Raw genomic sequence first — 23,811 nt, 5'->3', positions numbered from 1 at the left:
GGAAACCCGGCTTTTTGCTATCTGATTTTTGATGAACCGGCAGTTCGTGGTTCTGAATAGAGGGGTTCGGCGCTAAACTGCCTGCCCCGAACGCCACGGCCAACACGAGGCTCACGCATGCAGTATCGCGACTTGCGCGACTTTATCAGCGGCCTGGAAAAGCGCGGCGAACTCAAGCGCATCCAGGTTCCAGTGTCCCCAGTGCTCGAAATGACCGAGGTCTGCGATCGCACGTTGCGAGCCAAGGGCCCGGCGCTGCTTTTCGAAAACCCTACCGGTTATGACATTCCAGTACTCGGCAATCTGTTCGGCACCCCCGAGCGCGTGGCGCTGGGCATGGGTGCAGAAGCGGTCAGCGAATTGCGCGAAATCGGCAAGCTGTTGGCGTTCCTCAAGGAGCCCGAGCCGCCGAAGGGCCTGAAGGACGCCTGGTCCAAGCTGCCGATCTTCCGCAAGATCATTGCCATGGCGCCGAAAGTCGTCAAAGACGCGGTCTGCCAGGAAGTGGTCATCGAAGGCGACGATGTCGATCTGGCGATGTTGCCCGTGCAGACCTGCTGGCCGGGTGATGTTGGCCCGCTGATCACCTGGGGCCTGACCGTCACCAAAGGTCCGAACAAGGATCGCCAGAACCTCGGTATCTACCGTCAGCAAGTGATCGGCCGCAACAAGGTGATCATGCGCTGGCTGAGCCACCGTGGTGGCGCGCTGGATTACCGCGAGTGGTGCGAGAAGCATCCGGGTCAGCCGTTCCCGGTGTCCGTGGCGCTGGGCGCTGACCCGGCGACGATTCTCGGCGCTGTGACGCCGGTGCCGGACAGCCTCTCCGAATATGCTTTCGCCGGTCTATTGCGAGGCAACCGCACTGAACTGGTGAAGTGCCGAGGCAACGACCTGCAAGTGCCGGCCACCGCCGAGATCATCCTCGAAGGGGTGATCCATCCGGGAGAAATGGCCGACGAAGGCCCGTATGGCGACCACACCGGCTACTACAACGAAGTCGACAGCTTCCCGGTGTTCACCGTCGAGCGCATCACCCATCGGATCAAACCGATCTACCACAGCACCTACACCGGCCGTCCGCCGGATGAGCCGGCGATTCTCGGTGTGGCGCTGAACGAAGTGTTCGTGCCGATCCTGCAAAAGCAGTTCCCGGAGATCACCGACTTCTACCTGCCGCCCGAAGGCTGCTCGTACCGCATGGCCATCGTGACCATGAAGAAGTCGTATCCCGGCCATGCCAAGCGGGTAATGCTCGGTGTCTGGTCGTTTTTGCGACAATTCATGTACACCAAGTTCGTTATTGTCACTGACGACGATATCAACGCGCGGGACTGGAACGACGTGGTCTGGGCCATCACCACGCGCATGGACCCCAAGCGCGACACGGTAATGATCGACAACACGCCGATCGACTACCTGGACTTCGCTTCGCCGGTCTCCGGCCTGGGTTCGAAGATGGGGCTCGATGCCACGCATAAATGGCCGGGCGAAACCACTCGCGAGTGGGGTCGGGTTATTGTCAAGGATGAAGCCGTTACCCAACGGATCGATGCCATCTGGAATCAGTTAGGAATAGATTGATGCGTGTAACTTTGCAGCCCTCCGGAGCCGTGCTACAGATTCTGCCCGGCGAGCGGATTCTCGATGGCGCGCGACGCCTGGGCTATGAATGCCCACAAAGTTGTCGCAACGGCAATTGCCATGTGTGTGGCGCGTTGCTGGTGGAAGGGCGGGTCGAACAGGCCGGCGATGTGCGGGATCATGGCGAGTTCTACACTTGCATTGCAGAGCCGCTGGAAGACTGCATCGTGCTGTGGGATGGCGTGCTCGCGCTGGGAGAACTGCCGGTGCGCAGCGTGTCGTGTCAGGTCATTGAGTGCAGGGACGTCGGCGGCGATACCTGGCGCGTGCATCTGCGTGCGCCAGCGGGCAAGCCGCCGCGCTATCACGCCGGCCAGTATTTGATGATCGAGCGTGAGAGTGGCGAGAAATCCGCCTTCTCCCTGGCCTCTGCACCGCACTCCGGCCGCGACCTGGAAATTCATGTACTGGCGCGCGAAAGCAGTGCGCTGAGCCTGATCGAACAACTTCAGCGCAACCCGATGGTGCGGATCGAGGTGCCGTTCGGCGATACCCATCTGGCGGAACTGCCGGACGGTCCACTGGTACTGATTGCTGCCGGTACTGGCATGGGCCAGATCCACAGCCTGATCGAACATTGCCGGGCCACGGGGTTCAAGCATCCGGTGCATCTGTATTGGGGCGTGCGTCGTCCCGAAGACTTTTATGACATTGAGCATTGGGATGAATGGCTGAAACTGCCGAATTTGTTCCTGCATAAAGTCGTCAGCGATCAATGCGGCTGGCAGGGACGTTGCGGCATGTTGCATGAGGCGGTGTGTGAAGACTTCCCTGATCTTAAAGCTCTGCACGTCTACGCCAGCGGCTCTCCGGCCATGGTCTACGGCACGCTGGACGCGCTGGTTGAAGCCGGGATGGATGCTCATCAGATGCGCGCCGACGTGTTTGCCTACGCTCCGCGACCTTAAGCGTTATAACTCCATATATAGCCGATCGGTATTTATAGATTTATATAAATGCCGGTAGGTTATATGTCTTGCAGGCAATAAGTTAAGCGCTGTGCCATGGCACTTAAATTGCCTTAAATCATATGTGCCTTATTGTTACAGCGGTGCGTTCTATTAAGTAATTCTTACCCGCGGGGAGCTGAACGCTATTCGCCATGAGCGCCATTGAATCTGCTTTTTTGAATCTGGCTTACCCTCCGCGGCTCGATCTGGGGCCGCAGCTTACGCACGAACAATTGCTCAGCTCGATGCAGTCGACTATGGCGCGCCACAAGGGTGGGCCGGTTTGGCTGTTCGCTTATGGTTCGCTGATCTGGCGCCCTGAATGTCCGGCGGTTGAGCGAGTGCGCGGTCGCGTGCATGGCTACCATCGCGGTTTGTACCTGTGGTCCCACGAACATCGCGGTACGCCGGAAGTGCCCGGGCTGGTGTTTGGTCTGGATCGCGGCGGCTCTTGCAGCGGGTTCGCCTATCGCTTGCCCGAAGAGCAACTCGAAGCGTCTCTCTATGCACTTTGGCAGCGTGAGATGCCATTCCCGTCCTATCGCCCACACTGGCTCAACTGCCGTCTTGAAGACGGAGGCCAGGTTCAGGCATTGGGATTTGTATTGGAGCGACACCTGCCCAGCTATGCCGGCAACTTGCCGGATCATGTGCTGAGCCAGGTGTTCGAAAGCGCTTGTGGGCGTTACGGCACCACTCGCGAGTATGTCGAGCAGACTGCCCACGCCCTGCGTAGCCACGCCATGCCAGACCGGAATCTGGAGGCGCGGCTCAAGCGCTGCAAATCAAAGGCTGATCAGGCGATCGCTTCGCGGCTCTGACTGGCGACGTTCTTGTGGCCCAGGGTGGGTGCGAGGAACGCCATCGCCAGCAGGCAGGCAACGACCAACAGAATGAAGCCGCCATCCCAGCCGAAATAGTCCACCGTGTAACCCATCAGGGCACTGGCCGCGACTGAACCACCCAGATAACCAAACAAACCGGTGAAACCGGCAGCCGTACCTGCGGCCTTCTTGGGCACCAACTCCAGCGCTTGCAGGCCGACCAGCATCACCGGACCGTAGATCAGGAAGCCGATCGCGAACAGCGAGATCATATCGACCATTGGATTGCCCGGTGGATTCAGCCAATACACCACAGTCGCCACGGTCACCAGCGCCATGAACACCATGCCGGTCAGGCCACGGTTGCCACGGAAGATCTTGTCCGACATCCAGCCGCACAACAGCGTGCCGGGAATGCCTGCCCACTCGTACAGGAAATACGCCCACGACGTTTTGTCGAAATCGAAGTGTTTGACCTCTTTGAGGTAGGTCGGCGCCCAGTCCAGGATGCCGTAGCGCAGCAAGTAGACGAAGACGTTAGCCAGGGCGATGAACCAGAGCATTTTGTTGCGCAGCACGTATTTGACGAAGATGTCCTTGGCGCTGAATTCTTCTTCGTGGCTGGCGTCGTAGCCTTCCGGGTAATCGTTCTTGTACTTCTCGATGGGCGGCAAGCCCGTCGATTGCGGGGTATCGCGCATGACAATGAAGGCAAATACAGCGACCAGCAACGCCACCGCTGCCGGTACGTAGAACTTGCTGTGCCAGTCGTTGAACCAACCCATGCCGAGTATCGCCAGCGGGCCGATCAAACCACCGCCGACGTTATGCGCGGTGTTCCATACCGAAACCACACCGCCGCGTTCTTTCTGCGACCACCAGTGCACCATGGTTCGCCCGCTCGGTGGCCAACCCATGCCTTGCGCCCAGCCATTGATGAACAACAGGATGAACATCATGGTCACGCTGGACGTCGCCCAGGGTGCGAAACCGAAAATAAACATCACCCCGGCGGACATCACCAGGCCAAAGGGCAGGAAGTAGCGAGGGTTGGAGCGGTCGGACACGATGCCCATCAAAAACTTGGAAAGGCCGTAGGCGATTGCAATCGCCGACATCGCCACCCCGAGTTGGCCTTTTGTATAGCCTTGGGCGATCAGATCCGGGAACGCCAGGGTGAAGTTCTTGCGCAGCAGGTAGTAACCCGCATACCCAATGAAAATCCCGGCGAAGATCTGCCAGCGAAGTCGTTTGTAGGTGTCGTCTATTTTTTCTTCAGGCAATGGAGCCTGATGTGCAGCAGGACGAAAGAAAGCAAACATTCAAGGGCTCCAGATTTCTTGTTTTGACTGCGGATGTGAATGTTACAGTTTCGTTACCGAAAATAGCACTGGTTCGCATCGGCCAAATAGCGGAAATGTTGGAGATCGCATGTTCTTTTATGAACATGTCGCTCAGGTATAAATGAAGGGCGGTGTGGGAAACGTTACCTCGCGGGTCTTCATGCCTTCATCTGTCCGGAGTAGGGCAGTTCTTTGGGAAATGTCCTTCATTCAAACGAGAAACCGGTGCATTCAGCTCCAAGCCCTCGAGCCTTACCCTTTGTGCGGGTGTCAGGTCTGGCATTTCAGTCGCAAAAGGGGAGGGGTTATGCGGTGGTTTGCGTTGATTGTTTTGTGTGTGGTTTCCAGCGGTGTTCGCGCAGGGGAGGTGTTCCTGATACCGGCGGACAATCCCAAGCCGACTTACCCAAGGGCACTTTACCGGGCTGGAATCACGGGTGAGGTTCGGGTCAACTTGACCGTCCATGCCGATGGATCGGTCAGTAAGCTAGTCGTTCCAGAAGACGCTCACCCCGAGCTTGCCGAAGCCTCCCGGTTTGCGATCAGCCAGTGGCGATTCCAGCCATGGGAAATCAGCGACGATCGCCCGGCGCAAATTCAGGTAGTCGCGCCCATGGTCTTCAGGCTGGACGATACCCCGCCTATTCACGCTAACGAAGAATTGAAGAAGTTACGTTGTTCAGATGTCAGTCGAGTAGCACAGTATTTTCGGATTTCTCGTGGGTGGATCTGCCGGTTTTCAATTGGACACGCAGTTATCTGACCCACTCTATTTCGCCAGCGCAATTTCCGGAGGAGAAGCGTCTGGCACTTATCGCCAAACTCAATAAAAGTGTTCCTTCAATTGTTCGGCGATGTAATGAGCATCCTGCGAGCCGGTATGTGCGTTTTCTGCCACAGGATATTCGCGAGCTGCTGTAGGAAAGTGTGGAGCGCGGCCGTACGGCCGCGCTCCTTTACATTACTTGAGTTGTTCGGCTTTGAAGCCTGGTTTACCGTTTGCTTTACGCCATTCTTTGATGCTGTTCAGTATTCCAATGGGGGAATTGTCAATATCTTGCTCAGGATAGAAAAGGATATCAGTACCATTCGGGTGCTCAGAGGCATCGACTATTTGGTGAACAAGAGTATCCAGCTCTTCTTCGGATGAGTATTCGCCGAGAAACAATCTATTGATCATCTCTAGGAATTCAGATTCGGTATATTGATCGTAAGGTTTTATTGGATTCATAGAGACTCACCATTGTCCTTTGAGTGTTCAGCAATATGAGTTTTTGGAGTTGTTATTACCATGTTGTCAATATTATAGACTTCGCCGCCTTTACCAATAGGAAGCACATGGTGGATTTCGAATTTTTCACGTCCGCCCACTTGTTCGCTTCGAGGGGCATAGGGTGAGTATCCACCTTTTGCTATCGTTTTGTTTAGAGGACTGAGTTGCTTGCTCAATTCTGAATCATTTGTCACAGCACTCCAGAATTTCTCCCTGAATTTATCAAAGCTCCTGAAGTCCTGACCACGCAACTGATCCGCTATCTGAGCAGGAATCGGAGCACCACCAACCTCCCCCGCGCTACCGAGCCAATTCTCCCCAACGGTTTGACCCATTCCAGTCACCGTACCCGGTTCATAGCGCGGGCCCGAACGGCTGACCATGACATAGACGGGTTCAATTCCCGACTCTGCTGGAAACTCCAAAATGTAATCATCAACGTCGGCCTGATCACACATCGGATGTTCGTCAGTCCGGCCCTCTATTTGCGTGACTCTGGCACCTGGGTAAATCTTGATGTCAGATTGATGGGCAGGTAACTCCGTTGAGCCTAGGGAATCATCACCAGGCGCATTATTCGCTGTCCAGGTCAGCGTTCTTGGTAGAAGGCCTTCCGTTGTGAATGTGTAGAGATTCGTCTCAGGATCAAGTTTTACTTGCCTTACTTGGACGAAGGGTGAGTTACCAGACGGGGTGAAATAGAGTTGGGTGTGTTCTCCGTGTACTGACGCTACGACACGGTATGGCAACCAATCCGTTTGGGCTTTGCCTTTGTGTCGGATAGGGGTGTATACCTCGTCTTCTCCAAATTGCGACAATGGGATGGTGACCACGACAGGATTGCGTTGGAGTTCACCGTTTCCTAACGTCGGGGTGTAGAACACTGATGCAAAAAGTGCGGCCACCGGTCCGCTAATTGCCAAGGCTCGCAGGTTGCTCAGGGACTCAGTTGCTCTACTTACAGAGAAGGGTGCGCCTTCATACCCAGCGATTACCCCATCCGGAGTGATTACCAAAGATCGAGCGGATGCTGCCGCGCCGCTGACCGTAGCTAGGTTTACATTTTCGATCCCATGTTTTACTCGGACTAATGCCTCGATGTTATGTTGTACTTTTCCCAGCGAGCCCCAGCGTTTGCCGCTCTTTGGAAAGCCGTAGAAGCCACCGACCTCGCGCTCCGCTTCAGACGCTTTGAGGTTTGCAGCATACAGTTCTTGGTATTTTTTCTTCATCCATCGCAGTTTTTCGTCAATACCCTCAGGTTGGTTCTGGGTGAGTTGGTGAAGCATTGCGTCGAACCGATCAGCGAGTTCAGTCGCGATCTGCTGCTTCCTTCGTTGTTCCGCTCTCCTTGCTTCTTCTTGCTTGGCCCGAAGCTCTGCTTTGGCTTGTTGCTCCGCAATGTCCCTGGCCCGAGCCTCTGCTTGCCGCGCTGCCTTCTGACGAGCCTGAGCCTCTGCTTGCCGTGCTGCCTCTTGACGAGCCCGCGCATCCGCATAAGCGGCATTGAGCTGATTTGAACGCTGCGTAAGAAGGCGGATGGACTCGGTATAGAGTTTGACCGAATATCCGGCGGCGTAAGATCGCGCCCAATGTTTGTGTGTTTCCCTCGCACTGTAATCTTGGTGAATGTAGCGATTGAAGGTGCTTATATACTCCTGATTTGATTTGTTGTTTGGGTCGCTGCCATAAAACGAATTCGCCTCTTTCAAGCTGCTTTGCAAACGTTCTGTTTTCAGCTGAATTAACCGATTTACGATTAATTGGTCGCGCTCGATGCTGGGTGAGTCGGTCGGCATGGTTGTTGTGGTACTTGCTGCGCCATTCCTAGAAAGTTCGTGCTGTATTTGCTGCTGAAGATCATTAAGCTTAGCCTCGTATTCGCTTTTTATATCACTGTGAAGGCTTAACGTTCTTTCTGCAACTCTCGGTGTCATTCGAAAATCGTCTTGTATCCTGTTTAGGTATCCACCTCCTCCAAAGACTCGTGAATAGCTTTGTTGTTTGTATGGATTAATCTCGGTTACATCTATATGTAAGGTCTGGCCTGGCTGCCAGTTTTGATCGCTCATACAGTTACTCCCTGTGTCTGTATGGAATCAAACTAATGCAAGACCTTGCAGAGAGGGCGTTACATAATTACCACCACACCAATTGAAAATTAATGTGTTGCTGCCGGCTTTTCAAACCTGCCCAATGAAAAGGCCAGAACAACCTTGTCGCTTGTCCTGGCCCTTTTTGTGCCTCGCGCTGATTCAGCGAACCTGCACCACCACCTTCCCGACCACCTTACGCTGGCCAAGATCATTAATCGCCTGCGCCGCATTGCTCAGCGGATACACCTGCGACACCAACGGCTTCAACTTGCCCTCGGCGAACCAGACAAACAGTTGCTGGAAGTTTGCCGCGTTATCCTGCGGCTGGCGTTGGGCGAAGGAGCCCCAGAACACGCCGACCACCGCTGCGCCTTTAAGCAGTGCCAGGTTCACGGGCAGCTCAGGGATTCGTCCGCTGGCGAAGCCGACTACCAAAAGACGGCCGTTCCAGGCGATGGCGCGGATGGCCTGGTCGAACAGGTCGCCGCCCACCGGATCGTAAATCACATCGGCGCCCTGGCCGTCGGTCAGGCGTTTGATTTCTTCTTTGAGGCTGGTTTCGCTGTAGTTGATCAACTCGTCGGCGCCGGCGGCCTTGGCCACCGCGAGTTTTTCCGCACTGCTGGCGGCAGCGATCACCCGGGCGCCCATGGCTTTGCCGATTTCCACGGCAGCGAGGCCGACGCCGCCGGAAGCGCCGAGCACCAGCAACGTTTCGCCGGGTTGCAGGTTGCCCCGTTGCTTGAGGGCGTGCATCGACGTGCCGTAGGTCATGCTGAACGCGGCGGCGGTGTTGAAGTCCATCGATGGCGGAATTGGCAGCACGTTGTAGCCCGGCACCGCGACCTGCTCGGCGAAGCTGCCCCAGCCAGTCAGGGCCATGACCCGGTCACCGACCTTGAGGTGGCTGACCTTTTCGCCCACCGCGCTGACCACGCCTGCCGCTTCGCCGCCCGGTGAAAACGGGAAGGGTGGTTTGAACTGGTATTTGCCCTCGATGATCAGCGTGTCCGGGAAGTTCACCCCGGCGGCGTGCACGTCCAGCAGGATTTCGTTCTTCTTCGCAACAGGACTGGCGACGTCTTCCAGCACCAGCGATTCGGCAGGGCCGAAGGCTTTGCACAGCACGGCTTTCATCAGGGCTATTCCTTTGGGAGTGATGGCCGATAAGTGTAGGTGTGTGAGTCGATGGGTCAACGAGCATGCCCGACCCTGATAGTCAGCCATAAGCTTGTGCTTGGGCGGCGGGTCGTTATGCTAGGCCGCAAACCGGATAAGGAGCGAATTGTGAAAGCGTGGATCATGTTGATGCTGGCCCTGTCTCTGCCTGTGGCAGCGATGGCCGAAGCAGCCAAAGAAGGTGAAGCCCCGAAGGTCAACTACATCACCCTCAGCCCGCCATTCGTGGGTAACTATGGGCTGGACGGTACACCGAAGCTCAAGGTCTACAAGGCCGATGTGGCGTTGCGGGTGACCGGCGAAGAGGCGACCAAAGCGGTGAAGGCCAATGAGCCATTGATCCGTAATCAGCTGGTGGCGTTGTTTGCGCAGCAGACCACCGAAGCCATGAACAACGTCGAAGCCAAGGAAAAACTGCGTCAGGAAGCCTTGAAGCAGACCCAGCAAGTGATGAATGACGAAACCGGCAAGCCGGTGGTTGAGGATTTGTTGTTCAACAACCTGATCATTCAGTAATTTTTCGCTGTCCGGACGGGCCTCATCGCGGGCAAGCCCGCTCCCACAATGATCTCCAGTGAATGCAGCTTTTGCATCCACCCCAGATACCTGTGGGAGCGGGCTTGCCCGCGATGACATTCGGAGTAGCGCTGGAGATTTACGGCGTGAGCGCAATCACCGCCGCCCACTGCTCGGCCGTCACCGGCATCACCGACAGTCGCGAGCCTTTCTGCACCAGTGGCATCTCGGCCAGCGGCGTTTGCTGTTTCAGATAATCCAGCTTCAACACTTTGGGGAACGTCTCAACGTGAGCAACATCGATCGCGCTCCAGGCGTTTTTCTCTGCAGTGGCCTTCGGATCGAAGTAATGACTTTCAGGCTCCAGCGCCGTCGGGTCCGGATACGCGGCCTCGACAATCTTTCCGATCCCGGCAATCCCGGGCTCCGGGCAGCTGGAATGGTAGAAAAAGAACTCGTCACCCACCGCCATGGCCCGTAGAAAGTTACGCGCCTGGTAGTTGCGAACCCCATCCCAACGCGCTCGGCCAAGTTTCTCCAGGTCTTTGATCGAGAGTTCGTCGGGCTCGGATTTCATCAGCCAATAGGCCATGGTTTTTGCTCCTTGCGAGGTGAGTGGGCGGGTTGTCGGCAATTTTATGACAAACCGACGGTCGGTTGACGCCAGCGTTTGCGTGTCAGTTCACGTTGTCGCAAAATGCCGGCCTTCTAAGCTTGACGCTGCTGCACGGCCTACACCTACAACGGAAACCGCTGCTGTCATCGTGTTGATGTGCCTTTGGGGGGCAATCGATGAAACGCAAACCGGATTTACTATGGATTTTGGTTATTTTATTCGGCCTTGGCGTCGTGACCACCGGCTATGCCCAAAGCCTGTGGAGCAACAAGACCAATGCTCCCGTCGAGATCGCGCAGCAACAGCCGTCGGCCTTCAAACGCTGAACCTGTCTTTTCGACGCCGCTGAAATCAGTGGCGTCTAGTGCGCGAAATACCACGCCTTGTCCGTGACCGTTCCCTGCAGCGGCACATCCCAGCTCGCCTGAGCCAATCGTTGAACTTTCTGACATTCATGGGCCAGGCCCAGCAGTGTCGGCTTGCGCCAGTTTTTGCGGCGCGCCAGGTACGCCAGGCTCCGGTCATAGAAGCCACCGCCCATCCCCAGGCGCCCGCCGACATCGTCAAACCCCACCAATGGCAACAGCACCAGATCCAGCGCCCAGACCTTGCGTTGTCGGGCGATGTTGTGTCGTGGTTCGGGGATACGGAAACGGTTGGGTTTGAGCTTTTCGCCGGGACGAATCCGCTGAAACACCATTTTGGTTCGCGGCCAGGCACTGAGCACCGGCAGATACGTCGCCTTGCCCCGCCGTTGCGCAGCACGCATCAGCAGGCGCGGATCGATTTCGCCGTCGGTGGGCAGGTACAGGGAGATGTGTTTTGCGCGGCGGAACAGCGGGTGCCGGGCCAATTGTTTATACAGCCCGCGAGCGGCCTCGCGCTGCTGACTGGGGGTCAGTGCGCGGCGGGCCTTGCGCAGCATGCGTCGAAGTTGCGGGCGGGGCAGCAGCGCAGGTTCGGTCATGGATTCAGGCTTCGGAAGTGCGAGTACTGAAGCGTACCCGTAAAAAAGCCGATGCCGGTATGAAAACCGGCATCGGACTGGAATCAGGCTCCCCGGATGAACCGCTGTCGACTTAGCCCTTGAACCCGAAAGTTCAAGGTGGAAGATGCAGTAGGCTTTAAGGCTTTCCGTCTAGCGGACATGCACACCAGCCCAACGTGCAACCTCCAGGGTAGTGCGAATCGGCTCAGGGACGTCGTCAACTGGCAAGCACCCCAGGGAGTGAGGCGAGTATACCCCAAGCGGTCACGCGAATCAGCCCTTGGTGACATCCGGGTCGGTCGACAGCACCAGATCGACGCGGTCCAGCAGGTCGCGAACCTGCTCTCGGGTCGAGCCGCTGGCCTGCACATCCGGGCGTTCTTCCTTGTGCAGAAGATCGTGCGTGATGTTCAGCGCGGCCATCACGGCGATGCGATCGGCGCCGATGACTTTGCCGCTGCTGCGGATTTCGCGCATCTTGCCGTCCAGGTAACGGGCAGCGCTGATCAGGTTGCTGCGCTCTTCCTGGGGGCAGATGATCGAATACTCTTTGTCGAGGATCTGCACGGTAACGCTATTGCTTGAACTCATGAGTCTTGCTCCAGGGCCTTGAGGCGCGAAATCATCGATTCGACCTTACGCCGGGCGATTTCATTTTTTTCAATGAGGTGCGCGCGTTCCTCGCGCCAGGTCTTTTCCTGAGCTAATAGGAGTCCATTCTGACTCTTTAGTTGCTCGACTCGAGTAATTAGCAGTTCGAGTCTGGCCATCAGCGCTTGCAGGTCGGTGTCTTCCATTTTGTCCACTGGTTGTGTCTGATGGGTGGCAGGCTCTGTACAAAACTGCCTACGCGTCGATCATGCTGCGTTAAAAACAGGCTCGCCTGATCACCGCTCGGCGAGTTTTCGTACAGGCCTGGCTGGCGGACAGCCTTTAATAGTCTTGGCGAGTCTGTCGATGTAGGATACAAGGCCTTCATTCTAGACATAGCGCCGTCTGGCGCCTAGCTGCCCATGCCCATTCAGAATTCTCCGTACCAAGCCTTTGCCACCCTGCTGAGCACCAGCGGCCATCCCGTCTCGCCTGCCGAACTGCACGGCCTGTTGCTCGGTCGCAGTTGCGCCGGTGCCGGTTTCGATGCCGACAGCTGGCTGGCAGACGCCGCCGAGCTGCTCGAAGGTGAGCCGCAAGACAACGTTCGCAACGCCTTGATCGGCCTGCAAGAGATGGTCAAGGGCGAGCTCACCAGCGACGACATGACCGTCGTTCTGCTGCTGCCGACCGACGACGCGCCGCTCACCGAGCGTGCAGCCGCGCTGGGCCAGTGGTGCCAGGGCTTCCTCACCGGCTTCGGTCTGACTCGCCGCGAATACGCCCTGAGCGCTGAAGCCACCGAAGTGCTGCAGGATCTCGCCGCCATCTCCCAGGTGCAAGACGCCCTGGAAGAATCCGACGACGGCGAAAGCGATTACATGGAAGTCATGGAGTACCTGCGCGTCGCTCCGTTGCTGCTGTTCACCGAAACCAAGAAAACCGACGAAGCGGCTGCCAAACCGTCGTTGCATTAATCGCGTGCCAGGGAAAGCCATCTGCCCATGATTCATATCCCGAAATCGGAATACAGCCGTCGCCGCAAGGCCCTGATGGCGCAGATGGAACCCAACAGCATCGCCATCCTGCCCGCTGCCGCGGTGGCCATCCGCAACCGCGACGTCGAGCACGTCTACCGTCAGGACAGCGACTTCCAGTACCTCAGCGGCTTCCCTGAACCGCAGGCGGTTATCGTGTTGATGCCCGGTCGCGAACATGGCGAATACGTGCTGTTTTGTCGTGAGCGCAATGCTGAGCGCGAATTGTGGGATGGTCTGCGTGCCGGCCAGGAAGGCGCGATCCGCGATTTCGGCGCCGATGACGCTTTCCCTATCACTGATATCGACGACATCCTGCCGGGCCTGATCGAAGGCCGCGACCGAGTGTATTCGGCCATGGGCAGCAACCCGGAATTCGATCGGCACCTGATGGACTGGATCAACGTGATCCGCTCCAAAGCGCACCTCGGCGCCCAGCCGCCGAACGAATTCGTTGCCCTGGATCATCTGCTTCACGACATGCGCCTGTATAAATCGGCGGCAGAAGTGAAGGTGATGCGCGAAGCCGCGCGGATTTCCGCCCAAGCCCATATCCGTGCGATGCAGGCCAGCCGTGCCGGTTTGCATGAGTTCAGCCTCGAAGCCGAGCTCGATTACGAATTCCGCAAGGGCGGGGCGAAGATGCCGGCCTACGGTTCAATCGTCGCGGCCGGGCGCAACAGTTGCATCCTGCACTACCAACAGAACGACGCGGTACTCAAGGACGGCGATCTGGTGCTGATCGATGCTGGTTGCGAGATCGACTGCTACGCCAGCGACATCACCCGCACCTGGCCAGTCAACGGCAAGTATTCACCGGAGCAGAAGGCGATTTACGAGTTGGTGCTGGCTTCCCAGGAAGCGGCGTTTGCCGAAATTGCACCGAACAAACACTGGAATCAGGCCCACGAAGCCACAGTCCGGGTGATTACCACCGGTTTGGTGAAGTTGGGCCTGTTGCAGGGCGACGTCGACGAACTGATCGCCAACGAAGCCTACAAGGCGTTTTACATGCACCGCGCCGGCCACTGGCTGGGCATGGATGTGCACGACGTCGGCGAGTACAAGGTCGGCGGCGAATGGCGCGTGCTGGAAGTCGGCATGGCGCTGACGGTTGAGCCGGGCATTTACATTGCTCCGGACAACCAGAACGTGGCGAAGAAATGGCGCGGCATTGGCGTGCGCATCGAGGACGACGTGGTGGTCACGAAAACCGGTTGTGAAATCCTGACTAACGGCGTGCCGAAAACGGTCGCCGAGATCGAAGCCTTGATGGCTGCGGCACGGACGCAAGCGGCATGAGTCGAGTCAATCTGGCAATCATCGGCGGTGGCCTGGTCGGCGCCAGTCTGGCGTTGGCTTTGCAAGCCGGGGCCAAGGCCCGTGGCTGGAAGATCGTGCTGATCGAGCCGTTTGCCCCCGGTGACACGTATCAACCGAGCTATGACGCCCGCTCTTCGGCGCTGTCGTTCGGCGCCCGGCAGATTTATCAACGGTTGGGCGTGTGGCAGGAAATCTCCCGCCGCGCCGAGCCGATCAAGAAGATTCATGTCTCCGACCGTGGGCGTTTCTCCACCGCGCGGCTGTCGGCGATGGAAGAGGGCGTTCCGGCGCTGGGTTATGTGGTGGAAAACGCCTGGCTCGGCCAATGCCTTTGGCAAGGTCTGGACAAGGACGTGATCAGTTGGCGCTGCCCGGCGGAAGTCACCGGCATGGAACCGCTGACCGACGGCTATCGCCTGACGCTCAACGATGAAACCCTGCTGGAATGCGACCTTGCGGTGCTGGCCGATGGTGGCCGTTCGGGGCTGCGCGAACAGCTGGGGATCGGCATCAAAACACGCCCGTACAACCAGAGTGCGCTGATCGCCAACATCACCCCCAGCGAAACGCACAATGGCATGGCCTTCGAACGCTTCACCGACGATGGCCCGATGGCTTTGCTGCCGTTGCCGGACAATCGCTGCGCTCTGGTCTGGACCCGTCTGGGCATGGACGCGCAACGGCTGGCGGCCCTTGATGAGCGCAGCTTTCTCAGCGAGTTGCAGGGCGTGTTCGGTTACCGCCTCGGCACGCTGAAACAGGTCGGCGTACGGCATTTGTATCCGTTGTCGCTGATCGAAGCCGAGGAACAAGTGCGCCCGCATCTGGCGATTCTCGGCAACGCCGCCCACAGCCTGCATCCGATTGCCGGGCAAGGGTTCAACCTGTCCCTGCGCGATGCCCAAGCCCTGGCCGATACCTTATTGGGCAGCGAGACCGGGCCCGGCGATTTCGCCACCTTGCGGGCCTACCGCGAGCGTCAGCGTCTGGACCAGAGCCTGACCGTGGGTTTTTCCGATCAGGTCACCCGCTTGTTCGGCAGCACCCAGCCCCTGGTTTCCCTGGGCCGCAACATTGGGCTGCTCGGCCTCGATCTGCTGCCGCCCGCCAAGCGCTGGTTTGCCCGGCAGGCCATGGGCTTGGGTACGCGTCCCGATGAGTAAGCGAAAACCGGGCAGGGTGCACCTGCAAGTCGATATTCATGGCGGCGCGCGCACTTGGGTGACGCGGGTCGAGAAAAACCTTTATGTGCGGCTCAAGCCGCAAGCGAGACAGGCTTAAAGCATGGAAATGCGCGCAGATCTGCTGATTGTCGGGGCCGGAATGGTCGGCAGTGCCCTGGCGCTGGCGTTACAAAACAGCGGGCTCGAAGTCCTGCTGCTGGACGGTAGCCCCCTGAGCGTCAAACCCTTCGATGGGCGGGCTCCTTTCGAGCCGCGGGTGAGTGCCTTGTCGGCGGCCAGCCAGCGAATACTTGAACGTCTGGGCGTTTGGGAAGGCATCTCCAATCGACGCAGTAGTCCCTACACCGACATGCACGTCTGGGACGGCAGCGGTACCGGGCAGATCCATTTCTCGGCGACCAGCGTGCATGCCGAAGTGCTCGGGCATATCGTCGAGAACCGCGTGGTTCAGGATGCCTTGCTCGATCGACTGCACGACTGCGATCTCGGGATGCTGGCCAATGCGCGTTTGGAGCAAATGCGCCGCTCCGGTGACGACTGGTTGCTGACCCTGGCCGATGGCCGCACCTTGCGGGCACCTTTGGTGATCGCGGCGGATGGCGCCAACTCGGCCGTTCGGCGCCTGACCGGCGTTGCGACTCGCGAGTGGGATTACATGCACCACGCGATCGTAACCAGTGTGCGCTGCGCAAAACCTCATCGAATGACCGCGTGGCAACGATTCACCGACAACGGCCCGCTGGCGTTTCTGCCGCTGGAACGGGACGGTCAACAGGATTGGTGCTCGATTGTCTGGTCGACCACGCCGAGCGAAGCCGAACGCCTGATGGCGCTGGACGACGAAGGCTTCTGCAAGGAGCTGGAGCGGGCCTTCGAAGGTTGCCTCGGCACAGTGCTCAGCGTCGACCCGCGTTTGTGCGTGCCGCTGCGTCAGCGTCATGCCAAGCGGTATGTGGCTGAAGGTCTGGCGCTGATCGGCGACGCGGCCCACACCATCCATCCGTTGGCAGGGCAGGGCGTGAACCTCGGTTTCCTCGATGCCGCGGTGCTGGCCGAAGTGCTGCTGCAAGCGGCCGCGCGCGGCGAGCGGTTGGCGGATGTGAAAGTGCTCAGTCGCTATGAGCGTCGGCGCATGCCCCACAACCTGGCATTGATGGCGGCGATGGAAGGGTTCGAGCGGCTGTTCCAGGCCGATCCGTTGCCGGTGCGTTGGTTGCGCAATACCGGGTTGAAGATGGTCGATCAGATGCCCGAGGCCAAGGCGTTGTTCGTGCGCGAAGCGCTTGGGTTGATCGGGGATCTGCCGGCGTTGGCCAAGGCTTGAGATCTTCGGTGAGGCCCAAGGCCTCTTCGCGAGCAAGCCCGCTCCCACAGGGTTATGTGAACGCCGCAGATCCTATGTGGGAGCGGGCTTGCTCGCGAAGGCGGCCGTACATTCACCACGCAATCCCATCGTGCAACATCTGGTAACTCCTCCGCCCACTGTTCGATTGAGAAACGAAATGTGAGTCCTTATCATTTGGCATCACTTCCCCACTCGAGAGACCGCTTCCATGTTGGCACCCAAGCGTCTACTGACCGCCCTGGCCCTGGCCCTGATTGGCTGCACTGCCGCCCAGGCCGCCGACGAGGTGGTGGTTTACTCCTCGCGTATCGATGAACTGATCAAGCCAGTCTTCGATGCCTACACCCAGAAAACCGGGGTGCAGGTGAAGTTCATCACCGACAAGGAAGCGCCGCTGATGCAGCGGATCAAGGCCGAGGGCGAAAACGCCACCGCCGACCTGCTGCTGACCGTCGATGCCGGCAACCTCTGGCAGGCCGAGCAGATGGGCATCCTCCAGCCGTTCACTTCCAAGGTGATCGACGCCAACATTCCGCTGCAGTACCGCGCTTCCTCCCATGCCTGGACCGGCCTGAGCCTGCGGGCGCGGACCATCGCCTACTCCACCGACCGGGTAAAACCCGGTGAGTTGACCACCTACGAAGCGCTGGCCGACAAACAGTGGGAAGGCCGTCTGTGCCTGCGCACGGCGAAGAAGGTCTACAACCAGTCCCTGACCGCCACCATGATCGAAGTCCATGGCGCCGAGAAAACCGAGAAAATCCTCAAGGGCTGGGTCAATAACCTGTCCACTGACGTGTTCTCCGACGACATTGCCGTGCTGGAGGCGATCAACGCCGGCCAGTGCGACGTCGGCATCGTCAACACTTACTACTACGGCCGTCTGCACAAACAGAAGCCGGACCTGCCGGTGAAGCTGTTCTGGCCGAATCAGGGTGATCGCGGCGTGCACGTCAACCTGTCGGGCATTGGCCTGACCAAACATGCGCGGCACCCGGAAGCCGCCAAGGCGCTGGTGGAGTGGATGACCACGCCTGAAGCGCAGAAGATCTTCGCTGATGTGAACCAGGAATTCCCGGCCAACCCTGCCGTTCAGCCTTCAGCTGAAGTCGCGAGCTGGGGCAAGTTTGTGGCCGATACCTTGCCGGTGGAAATCGCCGGCAAGCGTCAGGCTGAAGCGATCCGGATGATGGATCGGGCTGGCTGGAACTGAGTCTGTCGATATACTGCGCCACAGAATGAAGTCGGCGGCGTCCCTGCCGGCCTGATCATTCCCGCGCTCTGCGTGGGAATGCATCCACCGACGCTCCGCGTCGAGGCGTGACGCAGAGCGTCACAAGATGTGTGCCCACGCAGAGCGTGGGCGCAATCATTTAAACGAGAGCTTTCCTTGGCCCACCCCGCCCAACGCCGCTGGTACCCCCTGGTCTTCGCCATTGCTGCGCTGGTCCTGCTGCCCCTGAGCGTCCTGCTTCTCTCCTGGCACACCATCGATCAGCAGATCTGGTCCCACCTGTGGGATACCCAGATGCCGCGACTACTGGGTAATACCCTGACTTTGGTGCTCGGCGTCGGCATCGGCGTAACGTTTCTGGGCGTAAGCCTGGCCTGGCTCACCAGCCTTTGCGAATTCCCCGGGCGGCGTTGGCTGGATTGGGCGTTGATGCTGCCGTTCGCGATTCCTGCCTACGTGCTGGCATTCGTCTTCGTCGGCCTGCTGGATTTCGCCGGCCCCGTGCAAACCCTGCTGCGCGAATGGTTCGGCAGCGGTTTGAGGCTGCCGCGAGTGCGCTCCACTGGCGGCGTGATTCTGGTGTTGGTGCTGGTCTTCTATCCCTACGTTTACCTGTTGGCACGTACTGCATTCCTGGCTCAGGGCAAAGGCCTGATGGAAGCGGCGCGAGTCCTTGGGCAATCTCCGTGGCAGGCGTTCTGGCGAGTTGCGTTGCCCATGGCTCGTCCGGCCATCGGCGCGGGGGTGGCGTTGGCGCTGATGGAGACCCTGGCGGATTTCGGTGCGGTATCAGTGTTCAACTTCGATACGTTCACCACCGCGATCTACAAAACCTGGTACGGCTTTTTCAGTCTCTCCACTGCCACGCAACTGGCCAGTCTGTTGTTGTTGGTGGTGATGGTCGTGCTGTACGGCGAGCGCCGTGCCCGGGGGGCCAACCGGGCGAGCAACGAGCGGCCACGGGTCAAGGCGCTGTATCACCTGCGTGGGGTCAAGGCGCTGGCGGCGATGAGCTGGTGTGGTCTGGTGTTCGCCTGCGCCTTCGTCATTCCCGTGCTGCAACTGGTGGTGTGGTTCTGGCAGCGTGGGCGCTTCGATCTGGATGAGCGCTATGCCGGATTAATCGTCCATACCTTGTACCTGGGCGGCATGGCGGCGCTGATCACCGTCAGTGTTGCTCTGGTGCTGGCCTTTGCCCGTCGATTGGCTCCGACCCGGGCGATCCGTTCCGGCATCAGTCTGGCCAACCTTGGCTACGCCTTGCCGGGCTCGGTGCTGGCGGTGTCGATCATGCTGGCGTTCAGTTACCTGGATCGTGAACTGGTGGTTCCGCTGTCGGGCTGGCTTGACGGCGCGGGCAAACCGTTACTGCTGGGCAGTCTGTCGGCGTTGTTGCTGGCCTATCTGGTGCGATTCATCGCCGTGGCTTACGGACCGCTGGAAAGCAGCCTGGCGCGAATACGGCCATCTTTGCCCGAAGCAGCACGTAGCCTTGGCGTCAGTGGGCCACGACTGTTTTTCAAAGTGTATCTGCCGCTGCTGCTGCCGGGCACGTTGAGCGCTGCGTTGCTGGTGTTCGTCGACGTGCTCAAGGAAATGCCCGCGACCCTGCTGATGCGCCCGTTCGGCTGGGACACGCTGGCGGTACGGATTTTTGAAATGACCAGCGAAGGCGAGTGGGCGCGGGCCTCGTTGCCGGCACTGACCCTGGTTTTGGTTGGGCTGTTGCCGGTCATCGGATTGATCCGACGCTCGGCGCATCGAAACACTTAGGCGTCCTGTCTCACGAATCACTGTCCCGTTTTGACGGCGCCTGTTATTGGCATGCTGCGTTGCCGCTCCTCGCCATAGCGAGCTATGACTCGTCGCGGCGCCTTGCCTGACAATAACAGTCACTCGTCAAACGCGGGACGGATTCGTGAGACAGGACGCTGTGCCAGTCCTACACCTTGCGGCTACAATGCGCGGCATTCGGTGCGGTCCGTCTTTCAGACCGGGTGGCTGAAACGGCTGAAGGCCTTTTATTTCAAGGCATTTCACCCCGTACAGCGCCTGCCCGCACCTTCGCCACGCCCGGAAGGAGAAACCCATGGGACAGCGTACGCCTCTGTATGACCTTCATCTCGCCCTCGGCGCGAAGATGGTCGATTTTGGCGGTTGGGATATGCCTCTGCATTACGGCTCGCAGGTCGAGGAACACCATCAGGTGCGCCGCGATTGCGGGGTTTTCGATGTATCCCACATGACCGTGATCGATGTTGGCGGCCCCCAGGCCAAGGCCTGGCTTCAGTATTTACTGGCCAATGACGTCGAACGTCTGCACAACCCCGGCCGTGCCTTGTACAGCGCCATGCTCAACGAGCACGGCGGCATCGTCGACGACATGATCGTCTACCGCCTCGAGGACGGTTATCGCCTGGTGGTCAACGCCTCCACTCGCAATCAGGACCTGGCCTGGATGCAGGCTCATCTCGGCGACTTCGATGTGCAGCTCAACGAGCGCTCCGAGTTGGCGATGCTGGCCATTCAAGGGCCTCACGCCCGACACAAAATTGCCGAACTGGTGACTCAGTCCCGCGGCACGCTGATCCAGCATCTCAAACATTTCGAAGGTCAGACTGACGGTGACTGGTTCATCGCGCGCACCGGTTATACCGGGGAGGATGGCCTGGAAATCGTGCTGCCGGCCGACCAGGCGCCAGGGTTCTTCAACGATCTGGTGGGCGCGGGTATTTCTCCGATCGGCCTTGGTGCTCGCGATACCTTGCGTGTCGAAGCCGGCATGAACCTCTACGGTCAGGACATTCATCAAGAAGTTTCGCCATTGGCTTCCAACATGGCCTGGAGCATTGCCTGGGAACCGGCCACGCGCCAGTTCATCGGCCGCACTGCCCTGGAAACTGAGCAGGCCAGTGGCGTGCAGCACAAACTGGTCGGTCTGGTCCTTGAAGAACGTGGGGTTTTGCGTGCTCATCAGGTGGTTCGCATCGCCGATGTTGGCGAAGGGGAGATCACCAGTGGTAGTTTCTCTCCTACGCTTAGCAAGTCGATTGCACTGGCGCGCGTGCCGGTGGCCACCGCCGACCGCGCTGAAGTGGAAATCCGTGGCAAGTGGTATCCGGTTCGAGTGGTCAAACCGACCTTCGTACGCCACGGCAAAACCTTGATCTAACTTTTTTTGGCGGGCAATGACCGCTGACATTTTTCTTGAGGACACAGAACATGAGCGAAATCCCTGTCGACCTGCGTTTTGCCGAAAGTCACGAATGGGCCCGTCTAGACCATGATGGCGGCGTGAAAGTGGGTATTTCAGACCATGCTCAGGAAGCCTTGGGTGACGTAGTGTTCGTCGAGCTGCCGGAAATCGGTAAAGTGTTCGCTGCTGGTGAAGCTGCAGGTGTAGTCGAGTCGGTCAAGGCCGCGTCGGATATCTACTCGCCAGTCTCCGGCACAGTCATTGCCGTTAACGAAGAATTGGCCAACAGCCCGGAACTGGTCAACAGCGCGCCCTATGACAGCTGGTTCTTCAAACTCGAGCCAAGCGATACCTCGGAGCTGGACAACCTGCTCGACCCGGTGGCCTACAAGGCTGCTATCGGCGAGTAATCACCGCCAGAAGCGAATCCGCTGCAAGAGCGCCGCGTTTCCCTTATCGGGGGCGCGGCGTTTTTCGTTTAATGTAGTGGGTCAGCTATAACTAGCTTAGTTGTTAGCTCGACGGGTGGTTGATGTGGCGAGCATCACCGCTTTGTTTACCCTGGCTTGAAGTGCCGTTACTTCTATTGTTGTCAGGCGCATTGCCGGTTCACCAGAAACCCAGCTGCCATTGTTGTTATAAGTGATCGTTTTGGTTTCTCCGTCGTTTACGGTCAGGACATAAGGATTGGATAGATTGCCGGGGATTAACGAGCCCGTCACCTGGGCTGGACCGAACCATAACTTAAACTCGTTCTTTGGTGTCATGATGGCTGTACCGATACTCATGCCACCTGAACAGTTAACCCAAATACTATGACCTTTGGAGCCCAGTAGTATTTCACGAGGGTTGGCCGGCAGATTGTTGTTGATTGTAACGTTTCCCTGAGTGCCATTATTCTTGGCAGCGCTGAACACACCATACGTATCTAATGTCGTAGTTTGACCGGTGTTAATAGGCAGGTTTTTTCCTCCTGAGGTGAACGTGATGTCTCCTTCTTGCAGTGGCGTAGTTGTAAAGTTCACCATGTAGGTATCATTCACAACGTCGAATTGGTTTCGATATTGATAGGCAGATTGATCTGGCGTGGCAAATGGGCTTCTCAAAAACCAGATGACCGTGAAGGTGTCGTTTACTTTCTTTGCCAGATAGAGGCTGTAGTTGTTGGACTTTTGTGCGACTAGTTGAGCCTCTTCAATATAAACGATAATGGTTTGCTTGCTCATGGCGGATCTCCCATTCATCCTGTGGGTGACTTCATGGCGGAGTTCCAGATCCACCTGACCCGATTCGACTACGCCCTGGCTTCCCTATATAAAAAACCCTGTAGATCCATGATGTACAGGGTTTTTATTGGCCTAAGAAAAGCCTGCGATCTGGGCATGCATAGTGTTCACAATCCCTCTCGTAGACGATGCTTGATCAGCCGGGTGGTGGCTATGCAACTTTTTCTACAATCCCGAGCCTGGCGTGAAGTGCCGAGATTTCTATGGCACTCAGGAGGTCGTTGGGTTCACCAGGTACCCAGACACCGGCGTTGGTGTAGGTGATGGTCACGCTTTGTCCATTGACCAAGGACACGACAGTCGAGTAAGAAAGATTTTCGGCAATTAATGAGCCGGTTTCTTGACGATTGCCGAACCATAGTTGGTACTCATCCTTTGGTGTCAACGTTGCGGTACCAAGATTCATCCCGCTCTCACGGTTTACCCAGATGTTTTGCCCTTTGGCATCCAGCAATATTTCATGTGGATTGGCTTGTAACTCGTTTCTGATTAAAACATCTGATGGTTTGGCATCATTTTTCGGCTGTGAAAATGTGCCGTTTGCATCCAGGATAGTTGATTGGCCTAAACTGATTGGCCGGTTTTTCCCGCCGGAGGTAAAGGTGACATTACCCGTTGTTACGGGGTCGTTTGTATAGTTGACCATGAAGGAGGGTGTCGTGATGTCAAACGTATTTTTGTATTGATAGCTAGGGTTGTTGACGGTGGCTACAGGCCCTTTTGATTGCCAAATAACGGTGAAGGCGTTGTTTACTTTTTTTGCCAGATAGAAGCTGTAATTGTTGTTTTTTTGTGCCTTCAACTGCTCTTCTTCAATGTATGCAATTATTTGCTGGCTCATTTTTTGAACTCCATTTCGAATAAGTTTAAGCAGAAGTTTTTCGTCGCTGGTAGTGGCCTTTTGTCTCCGCTGCCCAGTCATCAACAAACATAGCATGCGGAATTTTGACCTATAGATTGATTGGCTATTGTTGCGCTTTATCTATCGCGATTGGTTTTTCCAAAAAGAGAGCGTATGGGCGAATGCTGATTTATCACGTATTTGCAGGCGCTGTTTTTTAATGGGGTTCAGGGCGGGTTTTGTTTCTGGCGCAAAAAAATAAAGCGTGATGGGGCTATCTATAGCGATTGGAAACTATATATATATCGCTGAAATAAAAAAGCGTTCTGTAAACGGCAGATAACA

The 23,811-nt window shown here is 57.6% G+C and carries 24 protein-coding genes, 1 other RNA gene and 1 pseudogene; 15 read left to right on the top strand and 11 right to left on the bottom strand.

The annotated features are described in order from the left end of the window. The first annotated feature begins 117 nt into the window (after positions 1–117). The 3 genes from ubiD (at position 118) to ACA044_RS29515 (ending at position 3,415) form a co-directional block, all read left to right on the top strand. Positions 118–1,584 (top strand): 4-hydroxy-3-polyprenylbenzoate decarboxylase, encoded by a 1,467-nt coding sequence (ubiD, locus tag ACA044_RS29525; RefSeq protein ID WP_497444391.1) that lies wholly within the window; start codon positions 118–120, stop codon positions 1,582–1,584. Next, positions 1,584–2,552, top strand: coding sequence for a CDP-6-deoxy-delta-3,4-glucoseen reductase (locus tag ACA044_RS29520; RefSeq protein ID WP_497444390.1), 969 nt, complete (start codon positions 1,584–1,586; stop codon positions 2,550–2,552). Before ubiD ends, ACA044_RS29520 begins: the two co-directional genes overlap by 1 nt. Before the next feature lie 194 nt (positions 2,553–2,746). Then, entirely contained in the window at positions 2,747–3,415 is a 669-nt protein-coding gene (locus ACA044_RS29515; protein ID WP_497444389.1) for a gamma-glutamylcyclotransferase, read from the top strand. Here ACA044_RS29515 and glpT read toward each other — a convergent pair. Then, the gene (gene glpT, locus ACA044_RS29510; RefSeq protein WP_497444388.1) at positions 3,391–4,740 is read right to left on the bottom strand and encodes a glycerol-3-phosphate transporter; all 1,350 of its coding nucleotides are present in this window, start codon (positions 4,738–4,740) and stop codon (positions 3,391–3,393) included. The genes ACA044_RS29515 and glpT overlap by 25 nt on opposite strands. Positions 4,741–5,068: 328 nt before the next feature. Between glpT and ACA044_RS29505 the strand changes: the two genes are divergently transcribed. After that, positions 5,069–5,524: an energy transducer TonB gene (locus ACA044_RS29505; protein ID WP_497444387.1), complete on the top strand. Its 456-nt coding sequence runs from the start codon at positions 5,069–5,071 to the stop codon at positions 5,522–5,524. Between the two features lie 198 nt (positions 5,525–5,722). On the opposite strand, the gene ACA044_RS29500 is transcribed toward ACA044_RS29505, so the two are convergent. The 3 genes from ACA044_RS29500 to ACA044_RS29490 form a co-directional block, all read right to left on the bottom strand. Further along, positions 5,723–5,992 carry a bacteriocin immunity protein gene (locus ACA044_RS29500; protein WP_497444386.1) on the bottom strand — a complete coding sequence of 90 codons (270 nt, stop codon included), beginning with the start codon at positions 5,990–5,992 and terminating at the stop codon, positions 5,723–5,725. Then, positions 5,989–8,106 (bottom strand): S-type pyocin domain-containing protein, encoded by a 2,118-nt coding sequence (locus tag ACA044_RS29495; protein ID WP_497444385.1) that lies wholly within the window; start codon positions 8,104–8,106, stop codon positions 5,989–5,991. The genes ACA044_RS29500 and ACA044_RS29495 overlap by 4 nt, the downstream gene beginning before the upstream one ends. A 183-nt stretch (positions 8,107–8,289) precedes the next feature. Beyond that, positions 8,290–9,267: an NADPH:quinone oxidoreductase family protein gene (locus ACA044_RS29490; protein WP_497444384.1), complete on the bottom strand. Its 978-nt coding sequence runs from the start codon at positions 9,265–9,267 to the stop codon at positions 8,290–8,292. A 150-nt stretch (positions 9,268–9,417) separates the two neighbouring features. Here ACA044_RS29490 and ACA044_RS29485 point away from each other — a divergent pair, with 150 nt between their 5' ends. Further along, positions 9,418–9,825, top strand: coding sequence for a flagellar basal body-associated protein FliL (locus tag ACA044_RS29485; protein WP_497444383.1), 408 nt, complete (start codon positions 9,418–9,420; stop codon positions 9,823–9,825). 139 nt (positions 9,826–9,964) lie between these two features. Here the strand turns inward: ACA044_RS29485 and ACA044_RS29480 are convergent, their stop codons facing one another. Further along, positions 9,965–10,417, bottom strand: coding sequence for an EVE domain-containing protein (locus ACA044_RS29480; RefSeq protein ID WP_497444382.1), 453 nt, complete (start codon positions 10,415–10,417; stop codon positions 9,965–9,967). Positions 10,418–10,617: 200 nt separating this feature from the next. Here ACA044_RS29480 and ACA044_RS29475 point away from each other — a divergent pair, with 200 nt between their 5' ends. Beyond that, a complete protein-coding gene (locus tag ACA044_RS29475) occupies positions 10,618–10,767 on the top strand; it encodes a hypothetical protein (protein ID WP_497444381.1) in 150 nt (49 codons plus the stop codon). 35 nt (positions 10,768–10,802) lie between these two features. Here ACA044_RS29475 and ACA044_RS29470 read toward each other — a convergent pair whose 3' ends face one another. From ACA044_RS29470 to ACA044_RS29455, 4 genes are all read right to left on the bottom strand, one after another. Next, positions 10,803–11,408, bottom strand: coding sequence for a 5-formyltetrahydrofolate cyclo-ligase (locus tag ACA044_RS29470; RefSeq protein WP_497444380.1), 606 nt, complete (start codon positions 11,406–11,408; stop codon positions 10,803–10,805). Between the two features lie 85 nt (positions 11,409–11,493). Continuing rightward, a non-coding RNA gene (ssrS, locus tag ACA044_RS29465) (6S RNA) lies at positions 11,494–11,672 on the bottom strand. A 30-nt stretch (positions 11,673–11,702) separates the two neighbouring features. Continuing rightward, positions 11,703–12,020, bottom strand: a complete 318-nt coding sequence (locus ACA044_RS29460) for a cell division protein ZapA (RefSeq protein ID WP_105340714.1) — start codon at positions 12,018–12,020, stop codon at positions 11,703–11,705. Further along, the gene (locus tag ACA044_RS29455; RefSeq protein ID WP_007982902.1) at positions 12,017–12,226 is read right to left on the bottom strand and encodes a TIGR02449 family protein; all 210 of its coding nucleotides are present in this window, start codon (positions 12,224–12,226) and stop codon (positions 12,017–12,019) included. The genes ACA044_RS29460 and ACA044_RS29455 overlap by 4 nt, the downstream gene beginning before the upstream one ends. 216 nt (positions 12,227–12,442) lie before the next feature. Here ACA044_RS29455 and ACA044_RS29450 point away from each other — a divergent pair, with 216 nt between their 5' ends. The 9 genes and pseudogenes from ACA044_RS29450 (at position 12,443) to gcvH (ending at position 21,749) form a co-directional block, all read left to right on the top strand. Then, positions 12,443–12,997, top strand: coding sequence for a YecA/YgfB family protein (locus tag ACA044_RS29450; protein ID WP_497444379.1), 555 nt, complete (start codon positions 12,443–12,445; stop codon positions 12,995–12,997). Positions 12,998–13,024: 27 nt separating this feature from the next. Continuing rightward, a complete protein-coding gene (pepP, locus tag ACA044_RS29445) occupies positions 13,025–14,359 on the top strand; it encodes a Xaa-Pro aminopeptidase (protein WP_497444378.1) in 1,335 nt (444 codons plus the stop codon). Continuing rightward, the gene (gene ubiH, locus ACA044_RS29440) at positions 14,356–15,543 is read left to right on the top strand and encodes a 2-octaprenyl-6-methoxyphenyl hydroxylase (RefSeq protein WP_497444377.1); all 1,188 of its coding nucleotides are present in this window, start codon (positions 14,356–14,358) and stop codon (positions 15,541–15,543) included. The genes pepP and ubiH overlap by 4 nt, the downstream gene beginning before the upstream one ends. A 22-nt stretch (positions 15,544–15,565) precedes the next feature. Then, positions 15,566–15,661, top strand: a pseudogene (locus ACA044_RS29435) (tetrameric acyl-CoA thioesterase); the annotation flags it as partial. 9 nt (positions 15,662–15,670) lie between these two features. After that, positions 15,671–16,888 (top strand): 2-octaprenyl-3-methyl-6-methoxy-1,4-benzoquinol hydroxylase, encoded by a 1,218-nt coding sequence (locus tag ACA044_RS29430; protein ID WP_497447331.1) that lies wholly within the window; start codon positions 15,671–15,673, stop codon positions 16,886–16,888. Positions 16,889–17,117: 229 nt separating this feature from the next. After that, entirely contained in the window at positions 17,118–18,122 is a 1,005-nt protein-coding gene (locus tag ACA044_RS29425) for an extracellular solute-binding protein (RefSeq protein ID WP_497444376.1), read from the top strand. Positions 18,123–18,299: 177 nt separating this feature from the next. Then, positions 18,300–19,916 carry an ABC transporter permease gene (locus ACA044_RS29420; RefSeq protein WP_497444375.1) on the top strand — a complete coding sequence of 539 codons (1,617 nt, stop codon included), beginning with the start codon at positions 18,300–18,302 and terminating at the stop codon, positions 19,914–19,916. Positions 19,917–20,232: 316 nt separating this feature from the next. After that, the gene (gene gcvT, locus ACA044_RS29415) at positions 20,233–21,315 is read left to right on the top strand and encodes a glycine cleavage system aminomethyltransferase GcvT (RefSeq protein WP_497444374.1); all 1,083 of its coding nucleotides are present in this window, start codon (positions 20,233–20,235) and stop codon (positions 21,313–21,315) included. Between the two features lie 50 nt (positions 21,316–21,365). Continuing rightward, on the top strand, positions 21,366–21,749 hold the full coding sequence (gene gcvH / locus ACA044_RS29410) for a glycine cleavage system protein GcvH (protein WP_497444373.1): 384 nt from the start codon (positions 21,366–21,368) through the stop codon (positions 21,747–21,749). A gap of 96 nt (positions 21,750–21,845) precedes the next feature. Here the strand turns inward: gcvH and ACA044_RS29405 are convergent, their stop codons facing one another. After that, complete coding sequence (locus tag ACA044_RS29405) at positions 21,846–22,565, bottom strand: hypothetical protein (protein WP_497444372.1); 720 nt, start codon at positions 22,563–22,565, stop codon at positions 21,846–21,848. Positions 22,566–22,776: 211 nt separating this feature from the next. Continuing rightward, entirely contained in the window at positions 22,777–23,466 is a 690-nt protein-coding gene (locus ACA044_RS29400) for a hypothetical protein (RefSeq protein WP_497444371.1), read from the bottom strand. Between the last annotated feature and the right edge of the window lie 345 nt (positions 23,467–23,811).

It is taken from the genome of Pseudomonas sp. LBUM1673 (genome assembly GCF_059695645.1).
The sequence above is the reverse complement of the archived record's forward strand: the minus strand, read 5'-3'. Positions and strand labels throughout refer to the sequence as shown.

Excerpts from the sequence above, each read along its gene's own strand:
- ACA044_RS29520 (WP_497444390.1), top strand. The coding sequence starts at position 1,584 with ATGCGTGTAACTTTGCAGCCCTCCGGAGCCGTGCTACAGATTCTGCCC.
- ACA044_RS29455 (WP_007982902.1), bottom strand. The coding sequence starts at position 12,226 with ATGGAAGACACCGACCTGCAAGCGCTGATGGCCAGACTCGAACTGCTA.
- ACA044_RS29400 (WP_497444371.1), bottom strand. The coding sequence starts at position 23,466 with ATGAGCCAGCAAATAATTGCATACATTGAAGAAGAGCAGTTGAAGGCA.
- ACA044_RS29500 (WP_497444386.1), bottom strand. The coding sequence starts at position 5,992 with ATGAATCCAATAAAACCTTACGATCAATATACCGAATCTGAATTCCTA.
- ACA044_RS29480 (WP_497444382.1), bottom strand. The coding sequence starts at position 10,417 with ATGGCCTATTGGCTGATGAAATCCGAGCCCGACGAACTCTCGATCAAA.
- ACA044_RS29495 (WP_497444385.1), bottom strand. The coding sequence starts at position 8,106 with ATGAGCGATCAAAACTGGCAGCCAGGCCAGACCTTACATATAGATGTA.
- ubiH (WP_497444377.1), top strand. The coding sequence starts at position 14,356 with ATGAGTCGAGTCAATCTGGCAATCATCGGCGGTGGCCTGGTCGGCGCC.
- ubiD (WP_497444391.1), top strand. The coding sequence starts at position 118 with ATGCAGTATCGCGACTTGCGCGACTTTATCAGCGGCCTGGAAAAGCGC.
- ACA044_RS29430 (WP_497447331.1), top strand. The coding sequence starts at position 15,671 with ATGCGCGCAGATCTGCTGATTGTCGGGGCCGGAATGGTCGGCAGTGCC.
- ACA044_RS29450 (WP_497444379.1), top strand. The coding sequence starts at position 12,443 with ATGCCCATTCAGAATTCTCCGTACCAAGCCTTTGCCACCCTGCTGAGC.
- ACA044_RS29405 (WP_497444372.1), bottom strand. The coding sequence starts at position 22,565 with ATGAGCAAGCAAACCATTATCGTTTATATTGAAGAGGCTCAACTAGTC.
- ACA044_RS29475 (WP_497444381.1), top strand. The coding sequence starts at position 10,618 with ATGAAACGCAAACCGGATTTACTATGGATTTTGGTTATTTTATTCGGC.
- ACA044_RS29515 (WP_497444389.1), top strand. The coding sequence starts at position 2,747 with ATGAGCGCCATTGAATCTGCTTTTTTGAATCTGGCTTACCCTCCGCGG.
- ACA044_RS29490 (WP_497444384.1), bottom strand. The coding sequence starts at position 9,267 with ATGAAAGCCGTGCTGTGCAAAGCCTTCGGCCCTGCCGAATCGCTGGTG.
- pepP (WP_497444378.1), top strand. The coding sequence starts at position 13,025 with ATGATTCATATCCCGAAATCGGAATACAGCCGTCGCCGCAAGGCCCTG.
- gcvT (WP_497444374.1), top strand. The coding sequence starts at position 20,233 with ATGGGACAGCGTACGCCTCTGTATGACCTTCATCTCGCCCTCGGCGCG.
- ACA044_RS29460 (WP_105340714.1), bottom strand. The coding sequence starts at position 12,020 with ATGAGTTCAAGCAATAGCGTTACCGTGCAGATCCTCGACAAAGAGTAT.
- glpT (WP_497444388.1), bottom strand. The coding sequence starts at position 4,740 with ATGTTTGCTTTCTTTCGTCCTGCTGCACATCAGGCTCCATTGCCTGAA.
- ACA044_RS29505 (WP_497444387.1), top strand. The coding sequence starts at position 5,069 with ATGCGGTGGTTTGCGTTGATTGTTTTGTGTGTGGTTTCCAGCGGTGTT.
- ACA044_RS29470 (WP_497444380.1), bottom strand. The coding sequence starts at position 11,408 with ATGACCGAACCTGCGCTGCTGCCCCGCCCGCAACTTCGACGCATGCTG.
- gcvH (WP_497444373.1), top strand. The coding sequence starts at position 21,366 with ATGAGCGAAATCCCTGTCGACCTGCGTTTTGCCGAAAGTCACGAATGG.
- ACA044_RS29425 (WP_497444376.1), top strand. The coding sequence starts at position 17,118 with ATGTTGGCACCCAAGCGTCTACTGACCGCCCTGGCCCTGGCCCTGATT.